The 24147-nt window shown below is 41.0% G+C and carries 23 protein-coding genes and 1 other annotated feature; of the genes, 5 read left to right on the forward strand and 18 right to left on the reverse strand.

What is annotated here, in order from left to right; translation table 11 throughout:
* Nucleotides 1-3: 3 nt before the first annotated feature.
* From leuC to typA, 9 genes are all read right to left on the reverse strand, one after another.
* Nucleotides 4-1413: a 3-isopropylmalate dehydratase large subunit gene (gene leuC, locus E2R51_RS05485; protein ID WP_133376003.1), complete on the reverse strand. Its 1410-nt coding sequence runs from the start codon at nt 1411-1413 to the stop codon at nt 4-6.
* A gap of 17 nt (nt 1414-1430) precedes the next feature.
* Nucleotides 1431-2531 carry a 3-isopropylmalate dehydrogenase gene (gene leuB / locus E2R51_RS05490; RefSeq protein ID WP_133376004.1) on the reverse strand — a complete coding sequence of 367 codons (1101 nt, stop codon included), beginning with the start codon at nt 2529-2531 and terminating at the stop codon, nt 1431-1433.
* A gap of 22 nt (nt 2532-2553) precedes the next feature.
* Nucleotides 2554-4095 carry a 2-isopropylmalate synthase gene (locus tag E2R51_RS05495; protein WP_133376005.1) on the reverse strand — a complete coding sequence of 514 codons (1542 nt, stop codon included), beginning with the start codon at nt 4093-4095 and terminating at the stop codon, nt 2554-2556.
* Nucleotides 4082-5113 (reverse strand): ketol-acid reductoisomerase, encoded by a 1032-nt coding sequence (ilvC, locus tag E2R51_RS05500; RefSeq protein WP_133376006.1) that lies wholly within the window; start codon nt 5111-5113, stop codon nt 4082-4084. Before ilvC ends, E2R51_RS05495 begins: the two co-directional genes overlap by 14 nt.
* Nucleotides 5114-5143: 30 nt before the next feature.
* A complete protein-coding gene (ilvN, locus tag E2R51_RS05505) occupies nt 5144-5656 on the reverse strand; it encodes an acetolactate synthase small subunit (protein ID WP_133376007.1) in 513 nt (170 codons plus the stop codon).
* Nucleotides 5653-7398, reverse strand: a complete 1746-nt coding sequence (ilvB, locus tag E2R51_RS05510) for a biosynthetic-type acetolactate synthase large subunit (RefSeq protein WP_133376008.1) — start codon at nt 7396-7398, stop codon at nt 5653-5655. The genes ilvN and ilvB overlap by 4 nt, the downstream gene beginning before the upstream one ends.
* A 100-nt stretch (nt 7399-7498) precedes the next feature.
* Nucleotides 7499-7739 (reverse strand) — a binding site (T-box leader).
* Nucleotides 7740-7775: 36 nt separating this feature from the next.
* Complete coding sequence (ilvE, locus tag E2R51_RS05515; RefSeq protein WP_133376009.1) at nt 7776-8675, reverse strand: branched-chain-amino-acid transaminase; 900 nt, start codon at nt 8673-8675, stop codon at nt 7776-7778.
* Nucleotides 8676-8939: 264 nt separating this feature from the next.
* Nucleotides 8940-9251 carry a YlaH-like family protein gene (locus E2R51_RS05520; protein WP_133376010.1) on the reverse strand — a complete coding sequence of 104 codons (312 nt, stop codon included), beginning with the start codon at nt 9249-9251 and terminating at the stop codon, nt 8940-8942.
* A gap of 23 nt (nt 9252-9274) precedes the next feature.
* Nucleotides 9275-11116 (reverse strand): translational GTPase TypA, encoded by a 1842-nt coding sequence (typA, locus tag E2R51_RS05525; protein WP_133376011.1) that lies wholly within the window; start codon nt 11114-11116, stop codon nt 9275-9277.
* 110 nt (nt 11117-11226) lie between these two features.
* On the opposite strand from typA, the gene E2R51_RS05530 reads away from it, so the two are divergent.
* Nucleotides 11227-11427 (forward strand): YlaF family protein, encoded by a 201-nt coding sequence (locus E2R51_RS05530; protein ID WP_133376012.1) that lies wholly within the window; start codon nt 11227-11229, stop codon nt 11425-11427.
* Between the two features lie 14 nt (nt 11428-11441).
* Here E2R51_RS05530 and E2R51_RS05535 read toward each other — a convergent pair whose 3' ends face one another.
* A complete protein-coding gene (locus tag E2R51_RS05535) occupies nt 11442-12251 on the reverse strand; it encodes an inositol monophosphatase family protein (RefSeq protein WP_133376013.1) in 810 nt (269 codons plus the stop codon).
* A 155-nt stretch (nt 12252-12406) separates the two neighbouring features.
* Complete coding sequence (locus E2R51_RS05540; protein ID WP_133376014.1) at nt 12407-12604, reverse strand: hypothetical protein; 198 nt, start codon at nt 12602-12604, stop codon at nt 12407-12409.
* Between the two features lie 267 nt (nt 12605-12871).
* Between E2R51_RS05540 and E2R51_RS05545 the strand changes: the two genes are divergently transcribed.
* Entirely contained in the window at nt 12872-13507 is a 636-nt protein-coding gene (locus E2R51_RS05545) for a YktB family protein (RefSeq protein WP_306462112.1), read from the forward strand.
* 28 nt (nt 13508-13535) lie between these two features.
* Here the strand turns inward: E2R51_RS05545 and E2R51_RS05550 are convergent, their stop codons facing one another.
* Nucleotides 13536-13808, reverse strand: a complete 273-nt coding sequence (locus E2R51_RS05550; protein WP_133376016.1) for a UPF0223 family protein — start codon at nt 13806-13808, stop codon at nt 13536-13538.
* A gap of 178 nt (nt 13809-13986) precedes the next feature.
* Between E2R51_RS05550 and E2R51_RS05555 the strand changes: the two genes are divergently transcribed.
* On the forward strand, nt 13987-15504 hold the full coding sequence (locus E2R51_RS05555; protein ID WP_133376017.1) for an aminotransferase class I/II-fold pyridoxal phosphate-dependent enzyme: 1518 nt from the start codon (nt 13987-13989) through the stop codon (nt 15502-15504).
* Between the two features lie 153 nt (nt 15505-15657).
* Here the strand turns inward: E2R51_RS05555 and E2R51_RS05560 are convergent, their stop codons facing one another.
* From E2R51_RS05560 to E2R51_RS05585, 6 genes are all read right to left on the reverse strand, one after another.
* Complete coding sequence (locus E2R51_RS05560; RefSeq protein WP_133376018.1) at nt 15658-16494, reverse strand: polysaccharide deacetylase family protein; 837 nt, start codon at nt 16492-16494, stop codon at nt 15658-15660.
* 268 nt (nt 16495-16762) lie between these two features.
* Complete coding sequence (lpdA, locus tag E2R51_RS05565; RefSeq protein WP_133376019.1) at nt 16763-18172, reverse strand: dihydrolipoyl dehydrogenase; 1410 nt, start codon at nt 18170-18172, stop codon at nt 16763-16765.
* Between the two features lie 4 nt (nt 18173-18176).
* Entirely contained in the window at nt 18177-19529 is a 1353-nt protein-coding gene (locus tag E2R51_RS05570; RefSeq protein ID WP_133376020.1) for a dihydrolipoamide acetyltransferase family protein, read from the reverse strand.
* An 84-nt stretch (nt 19530-19613) separates the two neighbouring features.
* Entirely contained in the window at nt 19614-20591 is a 978-nt protein-coding gene (locus tag E2R51_RS05575; RefSeq protein ID WP_133376021.1) for an alpha-ketoacid dehydrogenase subunit beta, read from the reverse strand.
* A 3-nt stretch (nt 20592-20594) separates the two neighbouring features.
* Nucleotides 20595-21707 carry a pyruvate dehydrogenase (acetyl-transferring) E1 component subunit alpha gene (gene pdhA / locus E2R51_RS05580; RefSeq protein ID WP_133376022.1) on the reverse strand — a complete coding sequence of 371 codons (1113 nt, stop codon included), beginning with the start codon at nt 21705-21707 and terminating at the stop codon, nt 20595-20597.
* 386 nt (nt 21708-22093) lie between these two features.
* Complete coding sequence (locus E2R51_RS05585; protein ID WP_165967146.1) at nt 22094-22744, reverse strand: YkyA family protein; 651 nt, start codon at nt 22742-22744, stop codon at nt 22094-22096.
* A gap of 223 nt (nt 22745-22967) precedes the next feature.
* Between E2R51_RS05585 and def the strand changes: the two genes are divergently transcribed.
* A complete protein-coding gene (def, locus tag E2R51_RS05590; protein WP_133376024.1) occupies nt 22968-23522 on the forward strand; it encodes a peptide deformylase in 555 nt (184 codons plus the stop codon).
* Nucleotides 23523-23937: 415 nt separating this feature from the next.
* Entirely contained in the window at nt 23938-24147 is a 210-nt protein-coding gene (locus E2R51_RS05595) for a DNA-dependent RNA polymerase subunit epsilon (RefSeq protein WP_133376025.1), read from the forward strand.

The following is a 24147-nucleotide window of genomic DNA, read 5'->3' on the forward strand; positions in this document are numbered from 1 at the left end:
ATTCTACGCATGTACGCTTAACATATTCCGAACATCTACAAAATGGCCTTCAATTGCGGCAGCGGCAGCCATTACCGGACTGACAAGATGCGTTCTTGATCCCGCTCCCTGTCTCCCTTCAAAGTTGCGGTTGGAAGTAGATGCACAGCGTTCACCCGGCGGAACAATATCATCATTCATGGCCAGACACATGCTGCAGCCTGATTCTCTCCATTCAAAACCGGCTTCTTCAAAAATACGATTCAAGCCTTCTTTTTCCGCCTGAAGCTTTACGGAGAAGGAACCGGGTACAACAATGGCCGTAACATTCGGATGAACGGATTTGCCTTTTATCAGCTGAGCCGCTTCTCTTAAATCACTAAGTCTGGAATTTGTGCATGAACCGATAAACACATGTTGAATTTCAATGGATGACAGCGGCGTTCCTTCCTTTAAATCCATATATGTCAAAGCCTGCAGCAATTCCTCCTGCTCTGATTGGTTTGAAAAGTCGCCTGCGTACGGAATATGAGAAGAGATCCCAGACCCCATGGAAGGGTTTGTCCCCCATGTTACAAATGGTTCAATTTCACTCGTGTGAATTTCAAGCGTTTGATCATATTGAGCTCCCTCGTCAGTCGCGTAGCTCAGCCATTTGTCTGCCAATTCATCAAACGCCTCACCATCAGGCACATGGGCACGCCCTTTAAGATACTCTACCGTTTTTTGATCAGGACTAATCAATCCCGCTCTTGCGCCTGCTTCTATTGACATATTGCAGATTGTCATTCTTTCTTCCATTGATAATTTCTTAATGGCTTCTCCCGTATATTCCACTACGTGGCCAGTGCCAATATCAACCCCGAATTTCGAAATGATGGCAAGAATTACATCCTTTGCCGCAACACCAAATCCTAGATCACCAACGATCTTAACTTCCATTGTTTTCGGCTTTGACTGCCACAATGTTTGGGTGGACAATACATGCTCCACCTCGCTGGTCCCAATACCAAATGCCAATGCACCAAAAGCGCCATGTGTGGAGGTGTGGCTGTCTCCGCAAACAATTGTTTTGCCAGGCTGCGTCAGTCCAAGCTCTGGTCCGATAACATGTACAATCCCCTGATCGGGGTGCTCCATATGAGCAAGTGGAACGCCAAATTCCTGACAATTTTGAGCAAGTGTTTTAATTTGTTTTTTTGAAACTGGATCTGTAATATTTGTGCGGTTTTTAGTTGGTACATTATGATCCATTGTGGCAAAACTTAAATCCGGCCGTCTGACTTTTCGGTTATTCAATCTTAACCCTTCAAATGCCTGAGGTGAAGTAACCTCATGAAGAAGATGAAGATCGATATAGAGCAAGTCCGGTTTTCCCGGTTCTTCATACACAATGTGATCATTCCACACTTTTTCAATAATTGTTTTTGGCATTGTAACTCCTCCCTTTGCTACACGTAAGCGGACAAAATATGATCAGATACTAGTTCTCTTTCAAGCTCTTCAATTACTTTCTCAGTAAATGCTGACGTTGACAGCACCCGATGACCTACTTTCTGCACATCGGTCGTGCAATATCCATCCTTGTATACACTGTAAACAGCTTCTTCTACAGCTGCTGCTTCTGTATTCATTCCAAATGAGTATTTCAGCATCATAGATACCGACAAGATAGCAGCAGAGGGATTTGCTAGGTTCAATCCTGCAATATCAGGTGCCGATCCATGGACTGGTTCATAAAGACCAAAACCGTCGCTTCTGATACTGGCTGACGGCAGCATTCCCAAAGACCCTGTGATAACGGATGCCTCATCACTTAAAATATCACCAAACAAATTTTCCGTAACAATGACATCAAATGATGAAGGCTGTGTAATGAGCTTCATCGCAGCCGCATCAACTAAAATATGCTCAAGCTCAACATCGGGATACAATGCTTTCTTTTCCTCTACAATCTCGCGCCAAAGCTTACTCGATTCAAGGACATTTGCTTTATCCACTGATGTCACTTTTCCTTTTCTGACTCTGGCCATTTCAAAAGCTTTCTCTACAATCCGTTCGATTTCTTCTCTGGAATAAGTCAGCGTATCCACTGCACCATTTTCTGTTTTTCTTTTTGGTTCACCGAAATAAAGGCCGCCCGTGAGTTCCCTTACAATCATCATGTCCACCTGATTAACCAGATGATCTTTTAATGGAGAAGCATCTACCATACCCGGCACTGCTTTAACAGGTCGCAAATTAGCAAAGAGACCAAAATGTTTGCGAATGGCAAGCAGCCCTTTTTCCGGACGCAGATGGGAAGGATTTTGATCCCATTTCGGACCGCCGACCGCTCCCAGCAGAATGGCATCGCTTTTCTCGCACAGCTCGATCGTTTCCTTTGGAAGAGGATTACCATGCTGGTCAATTGCTTCTCCACCGATAACCCCGTTTTTAATGAGGAACGAATGATCAAAACGGCGTCCAATGGCTTCTAATACCCGTGCAGCTGATTTGGTAACTTCTTTTCCAACGCCGTCTCCTTGCAATACTGCTACTGTTTTCTCCATGATGATTCCTCCCTCGCTATTGTTAAACCGTTTTGGCGAATGATCTGTTTCTTTCATTAAACAACTGACGATTGATCGCGTTCAAGTAGGCTTTCGCAGAAGCTTCCAGTACATCCTGTGCAACATCCCGTCCAGTTGTTGATTTGCCGTTATACGTTAAGTTGACAACTGCCTCACCCAATGCATCTCTGCCTTTTCCAATAGAGGTTACACGATAGTCAAGCAGATGAACTTTTCCTTTTACAAGGCGTTCCAGTGTATTGCAAATTGCTTCAACACTCCCGGATCCGGTAGATGCTTCCTGCAGAAACTCTCCTTCTGGCGAGGTCACAGATACCGAGGCTGTAGGAATGCTTCCATTTCCGTACTGCACCTGAACTGATTTTAATTCATAAACCGGTGTATCCTCTTCCTGAATTTGCTGGTCTGTCAGAATAACGTACAGATCGTCTTCAGATATTTCTTTCTTTTTATCCGCCAGCGTTTTAAATGCCTTAAAGGCATCATTTAATTTTTCATCGCTCAGTTCAAATCCCAAAGCGATTGCCTTGTCTTTGAATGCATGGCGTCCGGAATGCTTGCCAAGAACAATTTGAGTTGAGTTTTCTCCAATTAGTTCCGGTGTAATGATTTCATAAGTTGTTCTTTCTTTTAACATTCCATCCTGGTGAATGCCTGACTCATGGGCAAATGCATTTTTACCTACAACTGCTTTATTAGCTTGAATCACCATTCCTGTCAGCTGGCTTACAAGCTGGCTTGTACGTTTGATTTCATCAAATTTGGTGTTCGTCTCAAATTTATAAACATCCTTGCGTATATGGAGTGCTACTGCCAATTCTTCAAGCGCAGCGTTCCCTGCGCGCTCTCCAATACCGTTAATAGTCGCTTCAACCTGGTCGGCACCATTTTCAACGGCTGCTATTGTGTTGGCGACAGCCATACCGAGATCATTATGGCAATGTGCTGAAAGCTTTACTTTATCAATACTTTTTACGTTTTCTTTTAGATATTTAAACATGGCTCCATATTCTGCAGGCGTTGCGTATCCAACTGTATCAGGGAGATTAATCGTTGTAGCACCGGCCTGAATAACTTTTTCAACGATGCGTACCAAGAAATCAGGATCTGAACGGAAAGCATCTTCAGCAGACCACTGCACAAGCGGGAATAACTTCTTTGCATGCGCCACTGCATCTACAGCAGTTTCCACCACCTGGTCTGGTGATTTTTTTAATTTGTGCGTCATATGAATCGGCGAAGTGGCAAGAAAGATATGCAGATGGGGCTCTGCACCATATTTTAGTGCCTCCCATGACGTATCAATATCACTTTTGACTGCCCGGGCTAAACCCGTAACAATGGAAGACTGAACTGTTTGGGCTATTTTTTTTACCGCTTCAAAATCCCCTTGTGAGGAGGCTGGAAATCCGGCCTCCATGACGTCAACACCAAGTTTTTCAAGCTGTTTTGCGATTTCCAGTTTTTCAGCCGTGTTTAAATTTATCCCGGCAGATTGTTCACCATCACGCAGTGTCGTGTCAAAAATATCAATTTTTCGCACTAGAAACCACTTCCTTTTGGTCTTTTTTTCCTGCTTTAACAAATGGCATCATGCTGCGCAATTCTCTGCCCACCTTTTCGATTTGATGTTCTTCTTCCTGGCGTACAATTGCTGAAAATTCCGGACGGTTTAACTGATTTTCCAGCAGCCATCCTTTAGCAAACTTCCCTGTTTGGATATCTGTAAGAATGTCTTTCATGCGGGCTTTTGTATCTGCATCCACGACGCGCGGGCCTGATACAAAATCCCCCCATTGAGCTGTATCCGAAATAGAGTAACGCATGCCAGACATGCCATCCTCATACATAAGGTCAACAATCAGTTTCAATTCGTGTAAACATTCAAAATAAGCAAGTTCAGGCTGATAACCTGCTTCTACTAATGTTTCAAATCCAGCTTTTACAAGAGATGTTAAACCGCCGCACAGAACCGCCTGTTCACCAAATAAATCCGTTTCCGTTTCTTCTCTAAAAGTCGTTTCAAGTACACCTGCACGGGCGCTTCCAATCCCTTTAGCATAAGCAAGAGCTGTATCCTTCGCCTGACCTGATACATCCTGGTAGACTGCAAACAGTGCAGGAACACCAGCACCTGATTCAAATGTTCTTCTGACCAGATGTCCCGGCCCTTTTGGCGCTACCAGGAAAACATCCACATCAGATGGCGGTACGATCTGATTAAAGTGAACATTAAACCCATGGGCAAAAACAAGTGATTTTCCGCTTCTTAATCCAGGTTTAATTTCTTCCTCATATACTGCAGTTTGCCGTTCATCCGGCAGAAGCACCATAATGATATCTGCAGCTTCGGATGCATCCCTTACCGTTTGAACCTCTAAACCATCCTGCTCCGCTTGATCCCATGATTTACCTTTTCTAACACCTACAATTACGTCATGACCAAGATCTTTTAAATTTTGTGCATGAGCATGTCCCTGGGATCCGTACCCAATAACCGCTACCTTTTTTCCTTCTAATAATGATTCGTTGATATCCTGATTGTAGTAAACTTTAGCCATTGTAAATTCCTCCTAATTTTTCTTCTGATTTTATAAGATAGATAGTTGTTGAGCCGGTGCTTTTTGGTTTTCACGGACAAATGCTGTGGCTCCGGTCCGAGTTAGTTCTTTAATGCCATAAGGTCTTAAAAGGTCTATAAATGCTTCAATCTTTTCAGGATCACCGGTAACTTGAACAGTAATTACATTCTTGCTCATATCAATAACGGTTGCCCGAAAAGGTTCAATAATACTGGTAATTTCACTCCTTACCCCGGGAGGAGAGAGCACTTTAATTAACGCAAGCTCTCTCGTAACAATTGCTTTGTCTGTAATATCATTTACTTTCAGCACATCGATTTGTTTTTGCAGCTGTTTTAATAGCTGTTCGAGTTTGCGCTGGTCTTCAACATGCACCACAAATGTCATTTTTGATATCCCTGTTTTTTCTGTATGGCCAACTGTAATGCTTTCAATATTGAACTGCCGCTTCATCAAGAGGCCTGTAACGCGGTTGAGCACACCGCTTTGATTAATAACGGTAGTGGTTATAACTCGTTTCATCCTTTCACCCCTATCATTTCGTGAAGCCCTTTCCCAGGTGCTACCATTGGATATACATTTTCCATTTGCTCAACACGGCAGTCGATTAATGCCGGTTTATTTGATGCGAATACTTTCTTAAATAGCTCATCTGCATCTTCATAATTTTCCACTTTATAGCCCTCGATATCATAAGCTTCTGCCAGTTTCACAAAGTCAGGTTGTGAAGGAAGAAGGGATTCAGAATATCTCTCATCGTAAAATGTCTGCTGCCACTGGCGTACCATGCCCAGACACTGATTATTCAGAATAATAACCTTAACAGGCAGCTGGCTTTCCTGAAGCAGCGAAAGCTCCTGCAATGTCATTTGGAAACCGCCATCCCCCGTAAATGCCACTACGGTTTCATTTGGCTTTGCGATTTGTGCTCCTATTGCTGCCGGAAAGCCAAATCCCATCGTTCCAAGACCTCCAGATGTAACCCAGTTATCCGGGTGGTTAAACCGATAAAATTGTGCTGCCCACATCTGGTGCTGTCCGACATCCGTTGTAACAATGGCATCTCCATTTGTGTGGCGGTGTACAAGCTCGATAACCTCCTGCGGAAGCAGCTTTTTTGAAACATTTGAATAATTTAAAGGATAGTCGCTCTTCATTTTTGCTAAAGAGGCCGTCCATGAATCAATTGAAAGTTTTTGAATTTCAAGTTTAAGCAATGATTGAATGGCTTCCTTGGCATCCCCCACAATCGGGATGGCAGTGTCGACATTTTTTCCGATTTCAGCTGGATCAATATCGATATGAACAACAGTTGCATTTGGTGCAAAGTGTTCAAGATTGCCAGTCAATCGATCATCAAACCGGGCACCGATATTGATAAGCAGATCCGCTTCGCAAATCGCCATATTTGCACTATAAGTACCATGCATCCCCGCCATTCCTAAAAACTGGGGATGATCACCTGGAATAGTTCCTAAACCCAAAAGCGTATTGGTTACCGGAACCCCCGTTTTTTCAATGAACTCAACCAGTTCCTTGGAAGCTTTACCGTGCAGTACACCAGCTCCAGCTAAAATGAGCGGTTTTTGTGATCGCTGTAGCGCCTGGCCCACTTTTTGTATCTGCAGAAAGTTTGGTGATGTAGTAGGCTGATAACCCGGAAGATTCAATTCAGTTACTTTAATTTCGGCTGTAGGAAACACATCATTAGAAATATTTTTAGGAATGTCTACCAATACTGGTCCAGGCCGCCCTGTTGAAGCTATATGAAAAGCTTCATGTATAATTCTTGGAAGATCCTCTACGTTTTTCACCTGGTAATTATGTTTTGTGATCGGTTGTGTAATTCCTACAATATCCGCTTCCTGAAAGGCATCTGTACCAATTACAGCACTTGCCACCTGTCCTGTAAATATAACCAGTGGAAGAGAATCCATCATCGCGTCCGCAATGCCTGTAACCAGGTTCGTAGCACCAGGACCAGATGTTGCAATCACTACTCCTGTTTTACCTGAAACCCTTGCATAACCTTCAGCAGCATGAATTGCGCCCTGTTCATGTCTTGCAAGAATATGCGGAATAGGATTTTTGTACAGGGCGTCATAGAGTGGCAAAACGGCACCGCCGGGGTAGCCAAAAATCATATCAACACCTTCATTTTGCAATGACTGAATGAAAACATCAGAGCCTTGAAGTTTTGCTTTAGGCAGCTCTCCCCCGATTTTTTGTGCATCTTGCTGTTTCACATTTACATTTACGCTCATTTTTAGCGCCTCCTTTATCATTAGTGATGACGTATGGACAAAATGGCGTTGAACAAAAGAAAAAAGCCTTTTTCAGCCCATACAAAAAGAATGCCTTTTGTATAGGGATGAAAAGACTTTTCATGGTACCACCCTACTTCGCAGCTGCTGCTGCCTCTCGAACAGATCCTCTGTTCATTGATAACGGATGTAATGATTACATCCGGGATGCACCTAATTGAGATGACGTTCAGTGCTCCACTCCGAGGTGATGTCGTGATCAGCAGCAATACCGGCTTCCAGCATAACCGGCTCTCTGTAATTGCAGACACTGACTACTTTTGCCTCATCATTGATTTTTCTTTACTTTAATTTATGAACGTATTAACGCATTTATGTTACCCAGCGTTTAATTCTGAATTGTGAACCTTTACTCCATCTTTTACGACCAATTCTCTGAAAGCCTGCAGCAGTTCATTTGTCACTGCACCAGGTTTACCTTCTCCAATTGTTCGCCCATCTACTTTTACTACTGCGATAACTTCAGCAGCAGTTCCAGTCAGGAACACCTCATCTGCAACATACACATCATGACGGGTAAAAACCTGTTCCTCCATCGAGTAGCCTCTGCTTTTTGCTATATCTATAATTGCATTCCGGGTGATGCCTTCGAGCGCTCCGACATAACCCGGCGGCGTTAAAATTTTATTATCACGGATGATAAATATATTGTCGGCTGATCCTTCTGCTACGTACCCTTGATCATTCAGCATTAAAGCTTCAGGAACACCAGCCAGGCCTGCTTCTATTTTAACTAAGATATTATTCAAATAATTTAATGATTTCACTTTCGGGCTTAAGACATCCGAGCGATTTCTTCTGCTAGCTACTGTAACGATCTCAATGCCGCTATCATACAGTTCTTTAGGAAATAGTGCTAAGGATTCTGCAATCACAATAACATTGGGTTTTTTACAAGTGAAAGGGTCCAACCCAAGATTGCCTACGCCGCGAGAAACAACTAATCGTATATAGGCATTTGCTAAATTATTTTTCCGCAAAGTCTCGAGTACAATTTCAGTCATTTCCTCTTTTGAAAATGGAATTTCAAGCAAAATCGATTTTGCTGAATCATATAGTCTTACTAAATGCTCTTCTAAACGGAAAACATTGCCGTTATAGGATCGAATACCTTCGAACACCCCGTCGCCGTATAGAAAACCATGGTCATAAACAGATACTTTGGCATTCGCTTTCGTTACAAACTCGCCATTTAAAAAAATTAATTGTTCGCTCACCTTAATCACTCCTTCCTGCTGACTTGCTGCACCTCTGCTAAAAGCTTGATGTGCTTGAATTGTTGACAATCATAACGCGGATAAACAAAGGCGTCAACAGCCTAAATTATAATTTTTAGACAAATCAGAACATTTGATCAAATTGTATGCGTTTACATATGTGTTAAATCAACGTTTTAAATTTTTCAAAAAAAAATTTACTTTACGCCATGATGTTAGAAACAAACAAAAAAACAGCCTCCCAATTGGAAGGCTGTTTAAACACTAAATTGTCCCTTTTGCCTGTTCTCTGCGCAAACGGATTTTGTATATCACTAAAATTAAAGCGGCAATAATCAATCCTTCAGTAATTGGGAGGAATATTGCTAGAAAAGTTAAAACCGTACAGCCAGCAATCAGAAAAGTATAAATTACTGCTGATTTTAAAAGCGGCAGTCTCTTAGCAAAACCTAATTTATACACCAGAATCGCAAGAGCGATAATCGTAATATAAAGGAGCCACATACCCATTTCCGGATTGATATCGACACGGTACAGTGCTGGAAAAAAAGATAACCGATCCTCCACATTGACCATGCATGATCACTCCTCACTTTTAATTAATTAGCTTCAGCAGTTTTTTTCTTTTTCTGAGCACGTTCACGTTCACTTTTATCCAGAATTTTTTTACGCAGACGAATTGACTCAGGTGTAATTTCGCAAAGTTCATCGTCATTCAAATATTCCAGTGATTCCTCAAGAGTCATGATACGCGGTTTTTTGAGTGTTGTCGTCTGCTCTTTATTTGCAGAACGAATATTGTTAGCAGCTTTAATTTTCGTCACATTAACTGTCAGGTCATTGTCACGCGTATGCTGTCCTACAATCATTCCCTCATAAACATCAGTACCAGGCTCCAGGAAGATCGTTCCACGGTCTTCTACACCAAGAATGGCATATTGAGAAGCCTGCCCCTTGTCCATAGATACAAGAACACCCTCACGGCGTCCTCCAACACGTCCTGTTTGCATTGGCTGATAGCTGTCAAACGAGTGATTAATAATTCCGTATCCGCGAGTAAGCGTCAGGAATTCCGTTGTATAACCAATTAAGCCACGGGCAGGTATCATGAAAACAAGTCGAACCTGTCCATTACCATTGTTGATCATATCAAGCATTTCGCCTTTTCGTTCACCCATTGATTCAATGACTGATCCAACATATTCTTCCGGAATGTCAATTTGCACGCGTTCAACCGGCTCGCTGCGGACTCCGTCGATTTCACGAACAATTACTTCCGGCTTGGATACTTGAAGCTCAAATCCTTCTCTTCTCATGTTTTCGATAAGAATAGAAAGGTGAAGTTCTCCACGTCCTGAAACAACCCAAGCGTCTGGAGAAGCTGTATTGTCTACGCGCAAACTTACGTCAGTCTCAAGCTGCGCACGAAGACGTTCTTCAATTTTGCGTGATGTCACAAATTTACCTTCACGTCCTGCAAAGGGGCTGTTATTAACAAGAAACGTCATTTGAAGTGTCGGCTCATCAATACGCAGTATCGGGAGAGCGTCCTGATGATCAATTGGACAAACTGTTTCACCTACGTTGATATCTTCCATTCCCGATACGGCAATAAGATCACCCGCATGTGCTTTTTGAATTTCCACCCGCTTAAGACCGAGGAATCCAAAAATCTTTGTTACACGGAAATTTTTAACCGTGCCATCAAGTTTCATAAGTGCTACTTGCTGGCCAACTTCCATTGTTCCTCTAAATACACGGCCGATTCCAATACGTCCTACATAATCATTGTAATCAAGAAGGGCGATTTGGAATTGCAGAGGGTCTTCACTGTTATCCACCGGAGCCGGGATGTTTTCAACAATTGACTCATAAAGAGACTCCATTGTTTCATCCTGCTGTTCAGGATCCAGACTTGCTGTTCCATTAATAGCTGATGCATATACTACCGGAAATTCCAGCTGGTCTTCATTCGCATCCAACTCAATGAAAAGATTCAGCACTTCATCAATTACTCCTGCTGGTCGTGCAGCATCACGGTCAATTTTATTAACTACCACGATTGGCGTTAAATTTTGCTCGAGTGCTTTCTTCAATACAAAACGCGTTTGCGGCATACAGCCCTCATAAGCATCTACCACTAATAATACGCCGTCCACCATTTTCATGATACGTTCTACTTCACCGCCAAAGTCGGCATGTCCGGGTGTATCCAGAATATTAATTCTTGTATCCTTGTATTGAATCGCAGTATTTTTAGCCAAAATGGTGATACCGCGCTCTCTTTCCAGGTCATTTGAATCCATCGCACGTTCATCAACATGCTCATTTGAACGGAAGATACCAGATTGTTTGAGCAACTGGTCCACCAGTGTTGTTTTTCCGTGGTCTACGTGAGCGATAATTGCAATATTTCGAAGATCCTGTCTTAACTTTGTCATTATTTCACTCCTGAATGCTTTTCCAAGCTTTATTAACTGTACTATTATATCATAATAAGGTAGAAATACAAAAATGAATTATGTAAAATGATTGGGAGGGGGTTGTTTTTATGAAGAATGGGAACGGAATCTTTGTCATATATGCCTTTGCCGCAGTTATTGCGATGACAGGTGTGGGAATAGCAGTTGGAGAAAGAAGCGTTGTGGGAACATTATTTTCCATAGCAATGGTCATTGTTGTATTCGGTTTAGGTTTTACAGCCAAGAAAAAACACCGGGAAGCACGTGAAATAAAAAACGCTGAGCAGTAGCTGCCCAGCGTTTTTTATTTTACTTCCAATTTCCCCTGGATATACTGCTCAAAAATTTCTTTGTGAACAGTTGGATTGCCAGCAAAAAATGACTCTTTTGACAAAAGGGTATGGTCGTTATTAAAAAGGTCTGTTACTACCCCGCCAACTTCTTCAATAATAATCTTTCCTCCCGCAATATCCCACGGAGAAAGCCTCATCGTCAGGTAGCCATCAAGCCTTCCTGAAGCTATATAAGCCATTTCAAGGGCAGCAGAGCCATAGGACCGAGTGCCTCTTACCTTGTGGACAAGGGGGCCAAAAACTTCGTAAGGCACCTTGTCATGCGGTGTAACCCAGGTGGCATTCAAGGCAAGAATTGACTCCTTGACCGCCACCGGCTTCAGAGGTGCAAGCTGTTTTTGATTTAAAAACGCGCCATGGTCTTTTCGGGCATGATAAAGTTCGTCCAAAACCACATCATATATGTAACCCAGCATGCCAATGCCATTATGATAAATACCGACAGAAACAGCAAAATTCCGCTGCTGATGGACAAAATTCATTGTTCCGTCGATCGGATCGACAATCCAAACGGTCCCATCCAGCGATTTCAGTTGTTCTCCAAACCCTTCTTCACCCATTATATGATGAGAAGCATACGCCTTTTTAACTTCCTGCACAAAATATTTTTCAATTTCCTTATCCATATTTGTCACCAGGTCATTCGCATCACTTTTAGAATCAATTTGAAGAGGGTTCTTAAATGATTCCCGGATGGTTTCACCCGCACGGTAGATCAGTTGTTTTGCAAATTCATCAATTTCAGTCCAGTTGACTGTCATAGGAAAGCCTCCTAAAATGGGATAATCTATCCTTAGACTAGCTTAACAAAAAAAGGAGTGCAAGAAATACGACCAAAAAGCTAAGACGAATGCCCTGAAATTCAGAGCATCCGTCTTAGCTTTGCGCTTACAGTAAACTTTAGAACATCTGATTCCTACATTCCACCTGTTAGATCAAGGAGCTCTTGACGAATCGTTTGAAGTTTTTCCTTTGTGGACGTAACGGAGCTTCCATTCTTTTCTTCCATCGCTTCAAACAAAACTGCCAGTTCATAATCTAACTCCATACGCAAGACGGCAACCCTTTCCGTTTTAAGATCTCTTTTTCTAGTAACCTGGATGACCTGCTTCATTTCCTTGCACCCCTCTCAGCTTTACCGTGTTATCGGCTGTTTAAGATTTAGTGGTTTTTACTTGTTACCCATTCTATGCGGAACAGATTTGTTTATTCTAACCAAACAATTATGCTACAATAGTACCAACTTTTTATGGCCAATGTTTTATAAGATCTTATCGATATTATTGCCACAAAATAAATAGTTCAAACGAAATTAAGCATTTTATTACAATGTTCTTTATTTTTTTCAGACCTATAAAATAGTTAATCAAGGAGCGATATGATGACAACCGGTTTTGCGAAAAGTGACTTTGAGGTTTTTACAATTGAAGGGCTGGATGAGCGTATGGAATCCATCCAAGCAAAAATACAGCCTAAGTTTGCAGCATTAGGCAGTAAAATCGTGCCTTTTTTAGAAAATGAATTAAATGAGGAAATGCATCTGCATATTGCACGTCATGCCAGACGTACGGTAAACCCTCCAAATGATACCTGGATGGCCATTGCTCCCAGTAAACGCGGCTATAAAAAGCTTCCTCACTTTCAAGTCGGTCTATGGGATGACCATTTATTTATATGGCTGGCATTTATTTATGAGCTTCCGCAAAAAGCAAAAATTGCTCAATCATTTATAGAAAACTTTGATGATGTAGTTAACGCACTGCCAGAGGACGGTTGGATTTCTTTAGATCATATGAAAAAAGAAGCAAAAAAGATCAGCGAAATGAATGAAGGCGATTTTCTGCATGCACTTGAACGTTTTCAAGATGTGAAAAAAGCAGAGTTTCTTGTTGGAAAAAGACTGTTGCCTACAGATGAGGCTGTACAGGATGAAGAAAAGCTTGTAGAGGTTATTAAGACAACTTACAAAGAACTTGTGCCTCTGTACAAAGAAGCAGTTGAAGCTCAAAATAAATAAGGATGAGGCCCTAAGGCCTCATCCTTATTTATTTCATTGAAAATCGTTCTCCAGGTTCCGACCCTTTTGCTTTTTTTACAACCCGGTAGGTAGAAAACCCGCTTGCCTCCTGAAATTCTTTATCAATTGTCTTTTCTTCAGACTTACTAGGAACGATTTCTTTATAACGTTTATAAACCGTCATGAATTCATCACGTTGTATGGATGATTCATAAGCTTTCTCTACCAGTTCAAAAAACTTCATAACATCAATAATTTCCGAAGTTGACCAATCGATTGAAATAGGATATTGATACTCCATCTCATCACCTGCTTTTTAAGGATTCAATCTTATTGTACCCAACTGCTGTTATTTATGAAACAGCTGATGCCTGTTCCTCTTTCACAACTGACATTTTCGTTTTCTTTCCTGCATTAAAATGCTATAATTCTTCTGTTATTGATCATTAAAACGAAAAACCTTAAAGAGGTGGAAGAAATTGTCGCAACTACCTGCAACACTTGATGTAAAGCGTCCGAATGGAAACTTAACACAAAAAGATACACCACTATTTTCCGGCTTAAAAAGACACAGCGAAAAAAACCCTGTGCAATTTCATATACCGGGCCATAAAAAAGGGACTGGCATGGACCCTGAATTCAGAGAATTTATTGGAGATAATGTGCTATCGATCGATTTGATTAACATTGCTCCTCTTGATGACCTTCATCAGCCCAAGACTTTAATTAAAGACGCTCAGGATTTAGCTGCGAAAGCTTTTGGTGCAGATTTCACTTTCTTTTCTGTACAGGGAACCAGCGGAGCTATAATGACGATGGTTATGAGCGTATGTGGACCTGGAGATAAAATTATCGTTCCTAGAAATGTTCATAAATCTGTCATGTCTGCAATTGTATTTTGCGGAGCGGTTCCTATTTTCATACATCCCGAAGTAGACCGAAAGCTTGGAATATCCCATGGCATTACGCCTGATTCCGTTTCTAACGCTCTTAATCAGCACCCTGATGCGAAAGGCGTCCTTGTTATCAACCCTACTTATTTTGGAGTAGCAGCGGATCTGAAGAGCATTGTAGAAATTTCACATTCCTACAACGTTCCTGTTCTAGTAGATGAAGCTCATGGCGTACACATTCACTTTCACGATGGCCTCCCCGCTTCTGCTATGCAGGCAGGAGCTGATATGGCTGCAACCAGTGTGCACAAGCTCGGCGGTTCGATGACCCAAAGCTCTGTTTTAAATATGAAAGAAGGGCTGGTATCAGCAAAACGCGTACAGACTATTTTAAGCATGCTTACCACAACTTCTACATCCTATCCGTTGCTTGCATCATTGGATGTTGCAAGAAAAAGGCTTGCTACTGAAGGGAAAGCTCTAATTCAGCAAACGATCGACTTAGCAGAATTTATTCGTTATGAACTAAAAAGCATTGAGCAGCTGACCTGTATAGGAGCGGAAATACTGGGGACCAAAGCAACATTTGATTACGACCCTACCAAAATCATTATTTCTGTCAAGGAGTTAGGAATTACCGGATATCAAGCGGAGAAATGGCTGAGAGAAAAATTTAATATTGAGGTTGAATTATCCGATTTATATAATATCCTTTGTATTATTACACCCGGTGACACCGAAAAGGAAGCAGATATTTTAATCACAGCAATGAAATCCCTGTCACAGGCATTTAAACATGAAGCTGACTTTGTTCCACCTTCTGTTATGCTCCCTTCTATTCCATTGCTCGCTATTACGCCCAGAGATGCTTTTTACGCAGAAACAGAATTGCTGCCTATTGATGAAACAGCAGGAAGGGTTTGCGCTGAATTTATAATGGTATACCCTCCGGGAATTCCTATTTTTATTCCAGGAGAAATCATTACTGAAGAAAATCTCAGTTATATTCATGAAAATATTGAAGCAGGTCTCCCTGTACAAGGTCCAGAAGACGAATCTTTACACTATCTTCGTGTAATTAAGGAACACAGAGCAATAAAATAACAAAAAAAAGAGACCCTGTGAGGTCTCTTTTTTTATTCATGACGGTCTATTTGTCGATCTGATGGTCCGCAGCTCTTACTCCCATCCCCATATGTTTGTAAGCGCTTCCTTATATATCTTAACCTACATGAACTAATTATTCAATGTTAAGTTTTACTCAGAGACACCTTTAATTGTAAGAGGATCTACTAGATCATACCCTTTATCCCGCAATCCGGAAACAATTGCAGGCAATGCTTCGTTTGTCCACGTTCGATCATGCATAAGCAGGTTCGCACCATTGGTTAAATATTCGGTGTTAACCATAATATCCGCCAGAGATGCTGAATTCTGATAATCAGCTTCCCAGTCATAACCATAGGTCCAGTTCATTAATACCATACCTTCATCTTTTACAACTTGCTTGGAGTAATCTGTATTCGCTCCAAAAGGTGCACGGAAAAATACTGGTTTTTCTCCTATAATTTCTTCAACCCGATCGTTTAATGAAACAATTTCTTCACGTTGTTCTTCTTCAGTCAGATCCGGCAGGCTAGGATGAGAAAAAGTGTGATTTCCTATAGGAAACCCTAAATCATGAATTTCTTTTAGTTTTTCCTCTTCCTCCGGCGTATCTAAGAAATGACCATTAACGAAAAAGATGGCTTTGGCATCAAGTTCTTTTAATTTATGAGCCATTTCAACAGCATGTTGATCAGGCGCATCATCAAATGTTAAAAGCACTACCTTGGAATTTGCATCTCCTATTGGAGAAACAGACCAATTTGCCTCATTAATTTCATAAAGAGGATCCACTCTTTCTTGTTCTGCCGGTTCTTCTTTATCAACATCGCTATTCTCTTCAACTTCTTTTTCTTCTGGCTTCTTTTCTGATTCCTGCGCCTGCCCGCTTACCGCTTCAGAATCCTTTGAACTTTCGCTATCTGCATCTGCTGAACAGGCAGACAAAAGCAGACAACCGGCCAACCCCAATGTAGCTATGTACTTCATTTTCTCCTCACCTTTCGACACTCATTCAGCCATATTTTATCATAGTTATCTAAATATGTAATGACTGGTATTAAATATAATCCAAATAATTCACTATAAATTCATTATTGTATTAAATACAGGATTAATTGCTGCTGGTGATCAACTGAATGGGACGTACCTCACACCGGCATTTTTAATCAGTGCTGTGAAGTTTAACAATTCTGTTATAAAAAAGCCTTTAATTATATAAATACCCCTCTGATATAATCAGAGGGGTTAAGTCACTTTATTTTACGATATGAATTGGTGTACCAAGGGCTACTTCTGCAGCTTCCATTGTGATTTCACCTAGTGTAGGGTGAGCATGAATCGTCATTGCGACATCTTCAGCCGTCATCCCTGCTTCAATAGCAAGTCCTAATTCAGCAACGATATCAGAGGCACCATTACCAGCAATTTGAGCACCGATAATTAATCCGTCTTCTTTACGCGTTACAATTTTAACAAATCCTTCAGATTCGTTCAGGGCAAGTGCACGTCCGTTAGCAGCAAATGGGAATTTAGCAGCTGTTACTTCAATGCCTTCTTCTTTTGCTTGTCCTTCTGAATAACCGACTGTAGCCAATTCTGGATCAGTGAAGCATACAGCAGGAATTGCCATATAATCTACTTCAGATTTTTCTCCACTGATTACTTCAGCAGCGATTTTACCCTCGTAGGAAGCTTTATGAGCCAAAGGAGGACCGTCTACAATATCACCAATCGCGAAAATGTTATCAACACTTGTACGGCATTGCTTATCTGTTTTCACGATACCACGGTCTGACATTTCAATTCCTACTTGCTCAAGGCCAATTTCATCCGTGTTAGGGCGGCGGCCAACTGTTACAAGAACATATTCCGCTTCCACTTTCACTTCTTCGCCTTTTGCTTCATAAGAAACTGTAACACCATCTTCAGTTTCTTCTACGCCTTTAGCCATTGCTTTTGTAATAACATTTACGCCTTTTTTCTTAAGGCCTTTTTTAACAATTTGAGTCATTTGCTTTTCGAATCCGCCAAGAATATCATCTGCACCTTCAAGAATGGTTACTTCTGTACCCATATTTGCATAAGCTGTGCTCAGCTCAGTGCCGATATATCCGCCGCCGATAACAACCATGCTCTTAGGCACTTCTTTAAGTGCTAATGCGCCAGTTGAATCAAGAACCCGTTTTGAAAATTTGAATGACGGAATTTCAATTGGTCGTGATCCGGTTGCAAGAATTGCATTTTTAAATTTGTACGTTTGTGCTGAGTTATCATCCATTACTCGGATGGTTTCTCCATCAACAAAATAAGCTTCTCCGCGTACAATATCAACTTTATTGCCTTTTAAAAGACCTTCTACGCCGCCTGTCAGTTTTTTTACAACTCCGGCTTTCCACTCTTGCGCTTTATCGAAATTCAGCTTTACGTTCTCAGCTACAATTCCCATATCATCAGAGTGCTGGGCCTGTTCAAAACGGTGACCAATTGTAATCATTGCTTTCGAAGGAATACAGCCGACATTTAAACAAACGCCGCCCATATATTCTTTTTCAACAATTGTCACTTTTTGACCTAGCTGAGCAGCACGAATCGCTGCTACATATCCTCCGGGACCTGATCCAATTACCAGTGTATCTGTTTCAATCGGGAAATCTCCAACTACCATGGTTTTACGCCTCCATTAGTAAAAGTTCTGGGTCGTTCAATAAACGTTTAATATGATTCATTGCATTTTGTGCTGTAGCACCATCGATCATACGGTGATCAAAGCTCAATGATAATGCTAACACAGGTGCTGCTACAATTTCACCATTTTTTACAACAGGTTTCTCCGCAATTCGACCAATTCCAAGAATTGCAACCTCTGGATGATTAATAACCGGAGTAAACCATTGGCCGCCAGCAGAACCGATATTTGAAATTGTGCAAGATGCACCTTTCATTTCATCGCCTGTCAGTTTGCCATCACGGGCTTTTGCTCCAAGATTATTAATTTGATCTGAAATTGTAAAGACTGATTTACGGTCAGCATCTTTCACAACTGGCACGACAAGACCTTTTTCAGTATCAGCAGCAATTCCAATGTTGTAATAGTGCTTTTGAACAATCTCTTGTGTTTCATCATCTAAAGATGTATTTAATGCCGGGAATTCACGAAGTGCAGATACAAGTGCCTTCACTACATATGGCAAGAATGTCAGTTTGATTCCTTTTTCAAGACCAACCTCTTTAAATCTCTTACGGTGTGCCACTAAAGCAGTAACATCAATTTCATCCATCAATGTAACGTGAGGAGCTGTGTGTTTAGAGTTAACCATTGCTTTAGCAATTGCTTTTCTCATTCCGCTCATTTTCTCACGTGTTTCCGGATATTGACCTTCAGGTACTGCCGGTTTAGAAGGAGCTGCTTTTTCTTCTTGTTTAGAAGAGGTTTCTTTTGCTTCTTCCTGTGCAGATGGTTCTTCCGAAGCAGAGTCGCCGCTTAGGTAAGCATCTACATCTTCACTGGTAATACGGCCGTTTTTGCCTGAACCCGCAACATAACGGATATCTACATCCTTATCACGTGCATACTTTCTTACAGAAGGCATCGCGATGATACGTCGGTCAAGGTCCACGTCCGTTTTAGGAGCCGGTGCTGTTTCTGTATCATTTGAAGTTGCAGCCTGCTTCTCTTCCTCATTGGAAGTTTCTTCTTTTGGTTCTTCTTTCTTAGGCTCTTCTTTCTTAGCCTCTTCTTTGTCGTCATCGCTGTCAGAACCCTTGAACTTAAGGTTTTCATAGCCTGGCGCATCAAATTTAATCAACGTATCGCCCACAACAGCTACAGCGCCTTCTTCAACAAGGATATCTTCAACAGTACCTGCTACTGGAGAAGGAATTTCAACTACCGCTTTGTCGTTTTGCACTTCACACAGCACATCATCTTCTTCGACTTTGTCGCCTTTAGCGATGAACCATTTTACTATTTCACCTTCATGAATACCTTCACCGATATCTGGTAATTTAAATTCAAATGACAATGTTTTCGACCTCCTGATGGATAATTATTGTTCGGAATATGGATGAAACGGAGAAGATTTTCTCCGTTTCAATTGATTTCTTCATTAAAATTCAAGAACTTTTTTAGCTGTAGCAATGACATCTTTTGAGTTAGGAAGCCATACTGATTCTGCCTGTGAGAAAGGGAATACAGTGTCAGCTGCTGCAACACGCAGAACTGGTGCCTCAAGGCTCAAAATAGCACGATCATTAATTTCAGCAACGATGCTCGCAGCAATACCAGCTTGTTTTTGAGCTTCCTGCACAACAATTGCACGATTTGTTTTTTCAACAGATGCGATAATTGTTTCAATATCAAGCGGCTGAATTGTACGAATATCAATTACTTCTACTGAATGACCTTCTTTTTCAAGTGCTTCAGCTGCTTTTAGGGACTCATGTACCATCGCCCCGTAAGTAATAATAGAAAGGTCAGTGCCTTCTCGTTTAACATCTGCTTTTCCAAGCTCAATCGTATATTCCTCTTCTGGAACATCTTCACGGAATGAACGGTAAAGCTTCATATGCTCAAGGAAAATAACAGGGTCATTGTCACGGATAGCGGAAATCAATAAGCCTTTCGCATCCTTAGGTGTCGAAGGGATTACCACTTTCAGGCCAGGCTGTTGTGCCATTAATCCTTCTAAGCTGTCAGCGTGAAGTTCAGGTGTATGAACGCCGCCGCCAAATGGTGAACGGATTGTAATAGGTGAAGAATATTTACCGCCGCTGCGATATCTCATACGAGCCATTTGACCGCTTACGGAGTCCATTACTTCAAATACAAAACCGAAAAACTGAATTTCCGGAACGGGACGATAGCCTTCAAGAGCAAGACCGATTGCAAGACCGCCAATACCTGATTCAGCAAGCGGAGTGTCGAATACACGCTCTTCGCCAAATTCTTTTTGAAGTCCTTCTGTAGCACGGAAAACGCCGCCGTTTAAACCGACATCCTCACCGAAGACAAGTACATTTTCATCGTTCTTCATTTCGGTGCGTAAAGCGTCCGTAATTGCTTGAATCATTGTCATTTGCGCCATGGCTTATTTCGACTCCTTCTCTTTGTAAATTTCATACTGTTCGTTCAGGTTGTAAGGCATTTCTTCATACATAATTTCCATAAGATCAGTCACTTTTTGTTTAGCTGTATCATCAGCAACTTTAATTGCTTCTTTAATTTCTTCTTTAGCTGTTTCAATTACTTCGTTTTCCTTTTCTTCATTCCAAAGGTTTTTGCCTTCCAGGAATTTACGGAAACGAACTAGTGGATCTTTCTTTTCCCACTCTGTGTCCATTTCATCTGTACGGTATCTTGTTGGATCATCACCGGCCATTGTATGTGGACCATAACGGTAGCAAAGTGCCTCAATTAGAGTTGGACCGTCGCCATTAACCGCACGCTCACGAGCGTCTTTGGTTGCAGCGTATACAGCCAGCGGATCCATTCCGTCTACAAGAATTCCGGGAATACCTGCCGCAACAGCTTTTTGTGCAATGGTTTTCCCTGCAGTCTGCTTATCTCTTGGAGTAGAGATGGCGAACTGATTGTTTTGAACAACAAAGATGGCAGGAGCTGCATAGGATCCTGCAAAGTTGATGCCTTCATAGAAATCGCCTTGAGATGAACCGCCATCACCTGTGTATGTAATGGCTACAGCTTTTTTACCGCGTTTTTTAAGTCCTAAAGCGATTCCTGCTGTCTGTACATACTGAGCTCCAATAATAATTTGAGGAGGAAGTACGTTTACGCCCTCAGGAGATTTGTTGCCAAGGAAATGTCCGCGCGAAAATAGGAATGCCTGTGATAAAGGAAGACCGTGCCAGATAATTTGAGGTACATCACGGTAGCCCGGAATCACCCAGTCCTCTTTTTCCAATGCAAAATGTGTAGCGATCTGTGATGCTTCCTGACCGGCTGTCGGAGCATAAAAACCAAGGCGTCCCTGTCTGTTTAAAGAAATAGAGCGCTGATCAAGAATTCGCGTGTACACCATACGGCGCATTAATTCCTGCAGTTCCTCGTCACTGATTTCCGGCATTGCCGCTTCATTTACAATATTTCCTTCTTGATCTAAGATTTGAAGCATCTCAAATTGATCTTCGATCGTTTCAAGCGTCTTAACCGCATCAAACATAGCTTTTTTCTTTGTAGCCATTAAATTCCACCTATCCTTCCATTATTAAAATTAAAGGAGTTATGCTTTCACGCATCTCCATATACATGCTTAGACATACTTTTTATTTTTCCACAAATTTATGAGGAAAAACCTAAAAATTTGTTTTTTATTTTTCTGTATCAGTTCTTCACAATAAAATACTAATACAATACGCTTCACGAAACTTAGTTTACAATATAAAAAAGCATGGCGTCAATACATACGTTCTATACTTTTTTCTTTTCATCGGGAGGAGTGTCAAACTATCCATTTTTCCACTAACTGTATTACTAAATTAATCATTTCTGTACTATTATTATTTTTTTGTATTTTGCTGTTATAGATCTGTCATTAAAAATCAGGAAACAAAAAAAGAGCAGGATATCCTACTCTTCTTCGTTTAATTTCGCTAAATCGTAATATTCATTTTTCAGCGAATTATATTCATCTGTAATTGAATTAAACTCTTCATTTGATTCTGTTATTAAATTGTACTGTGCATTTACTTTCTCTATTTGCGCTTCCAGATCTTCAAGTTTCAATTCTTTATCCTTTAGCATCGTATACAGCTCTCGGTCATATTCAAGGGCTTCTGTATATTGTGCAGCTAATTCGCCGTGAAGCTTATAGCGTTTGTCCATGACTTCAATCATGTTCTCAACGTGAGCTCGCAGCTTTTCATCCTCTATATCCTCTGCACGATCATTAATTCCTTTAAATTCTTCTTTTGCTTCTTCAATTGATTCTTTTTCTGTTGTTAATTGTTCTTCACGCTTTTCCAGGTTGTTAAGCGCCTGATCGGCTTGCTTTTCAACTTCCTTGAATTCTTCCATGTTTAAAGACATGATTTTATCAAAAAGCTCTTGTTCTTCCTGCTCTAATTTTTTTATTGGTTCCTGGGAATCAACAAAACCTTGTTCTTTTTCTACAGTTGAGTCTAGAATTCCACTAATATCTTCTTCCGGCGAGCTTCCAAATACACATCCAGCCAATAATATGGAAGATAAAAACGTTCCTGCTAAAATAGATTTCTTCACGATCTATGTACCCCCTTGAGATGATGACAATTATTATAATATCGATGATTAATTCAAGAAGCAATCATTTTTACCATACTTAAGGAAATTAGGATGAATTTAGTTTGCAGCAACAGCATATTTTTTTCTCTGCTATTCTTTGGTATGATAATGCTAATTGCTTTCGATCACGCTATATTTGAACTATCAGTGTGATTAGTTACTGATCAGGAGGACCATTGATATGATTACTATGGAAGATATTGTTCGCGACGGGCATCCTGCCCTGCGCCAGGTTGCAAAAGAAATCACCCTTCCCCCGTCGGAGGAAGACAAAAAAATCCTAAAGAGCATGATGCAGTATATTAAAAACAGCCAGGATACGGAGACTGCTCAAAAGTATGGTCTTCGGCCGGGGATTGGACTCGCCGCACCTCAAATAAATATTCCCAAAAGAATGTTTGCTGTTCATTTAGAAGATGATGCTGACCAGCTGCACAGTTATGCGTTAGTCAATCCTAAAATAGTCAGTCACTCGGTTGAGAAGGCGTATCTTACTTCAGGAGAAGGATGTCTGTCGGTCGACCGGAACATACCTGGTTATGTACCGCGCTATTCAAGGGTCACCATTAAAGCGTTTGATATAGATGGCAAACCTGTAAAGCTCAGACTAAAAGGACTTGCTGCTATTGCTGTCCAGCACGAAATTGATCATCTTAATGGTGTCATGTTTTATGATTACATCAATCAAAAAGATCCGTATTTTGAACCTCCCAATGCAGTGCCCCTGGATAGATAATTCTATAATCAGGAGCATCTTCTATGAATTTCAAAGCTTCGGAAATGGCAAATAATTGCCCGGCTTAATCAGTTTTATCAACGGACCACCCCTCTATCCATTCCTTGTTAATGTCAAGAGGCTTGTCTTTACATACTGCTGAATTCAAGGTATTATATAGGTAAGGAGTGATCCGCAATGTTGAAGAAGCTTAGAAAGAAGCTTGCACGACAGTGGAGAGACATGCTACGTAAAAAGACAATTGCCTAAGGACCCTGTAAAGCCCTTCATATTCAGGAGGGCTGTTCTTTATTTTGGAGTCTAAATTAATGGGCTGCTGTTAATAATAAAAAGAAAGTTAACCTTTAAATAATAGCGGCAAACAGTAATGTTATCCGCATTAAATAAGTTTTCATAAGTTGAAGGAGAGATTGTAATGATTTTTAAAGTTTATTTTCAAGAAAGTGCAACTGAAGTGCCAGTAAGAGAAAAAACAAAAACACTTTATTTGGAAGCAGATTCAGAGATGGATGTTCGCTTAAAGTTAAAAGACCGGAACTACAACATTGAATTAGTTCAAAAGCTAGAGGGCAAATATCTTGAGTATGAACAAAACCATGAAAATTACCGTTTGGAGTCGCTATAA

Origin of the sequence: Jeotgalibacillus sp. S-D1, assembly GCF_004358665.1 — a bacterium.
Lineage (GTDB): Bacteria > Bacillota > Bacilli > Bacillales > Jeotgalibacillaceae > Jeotgalibacillus.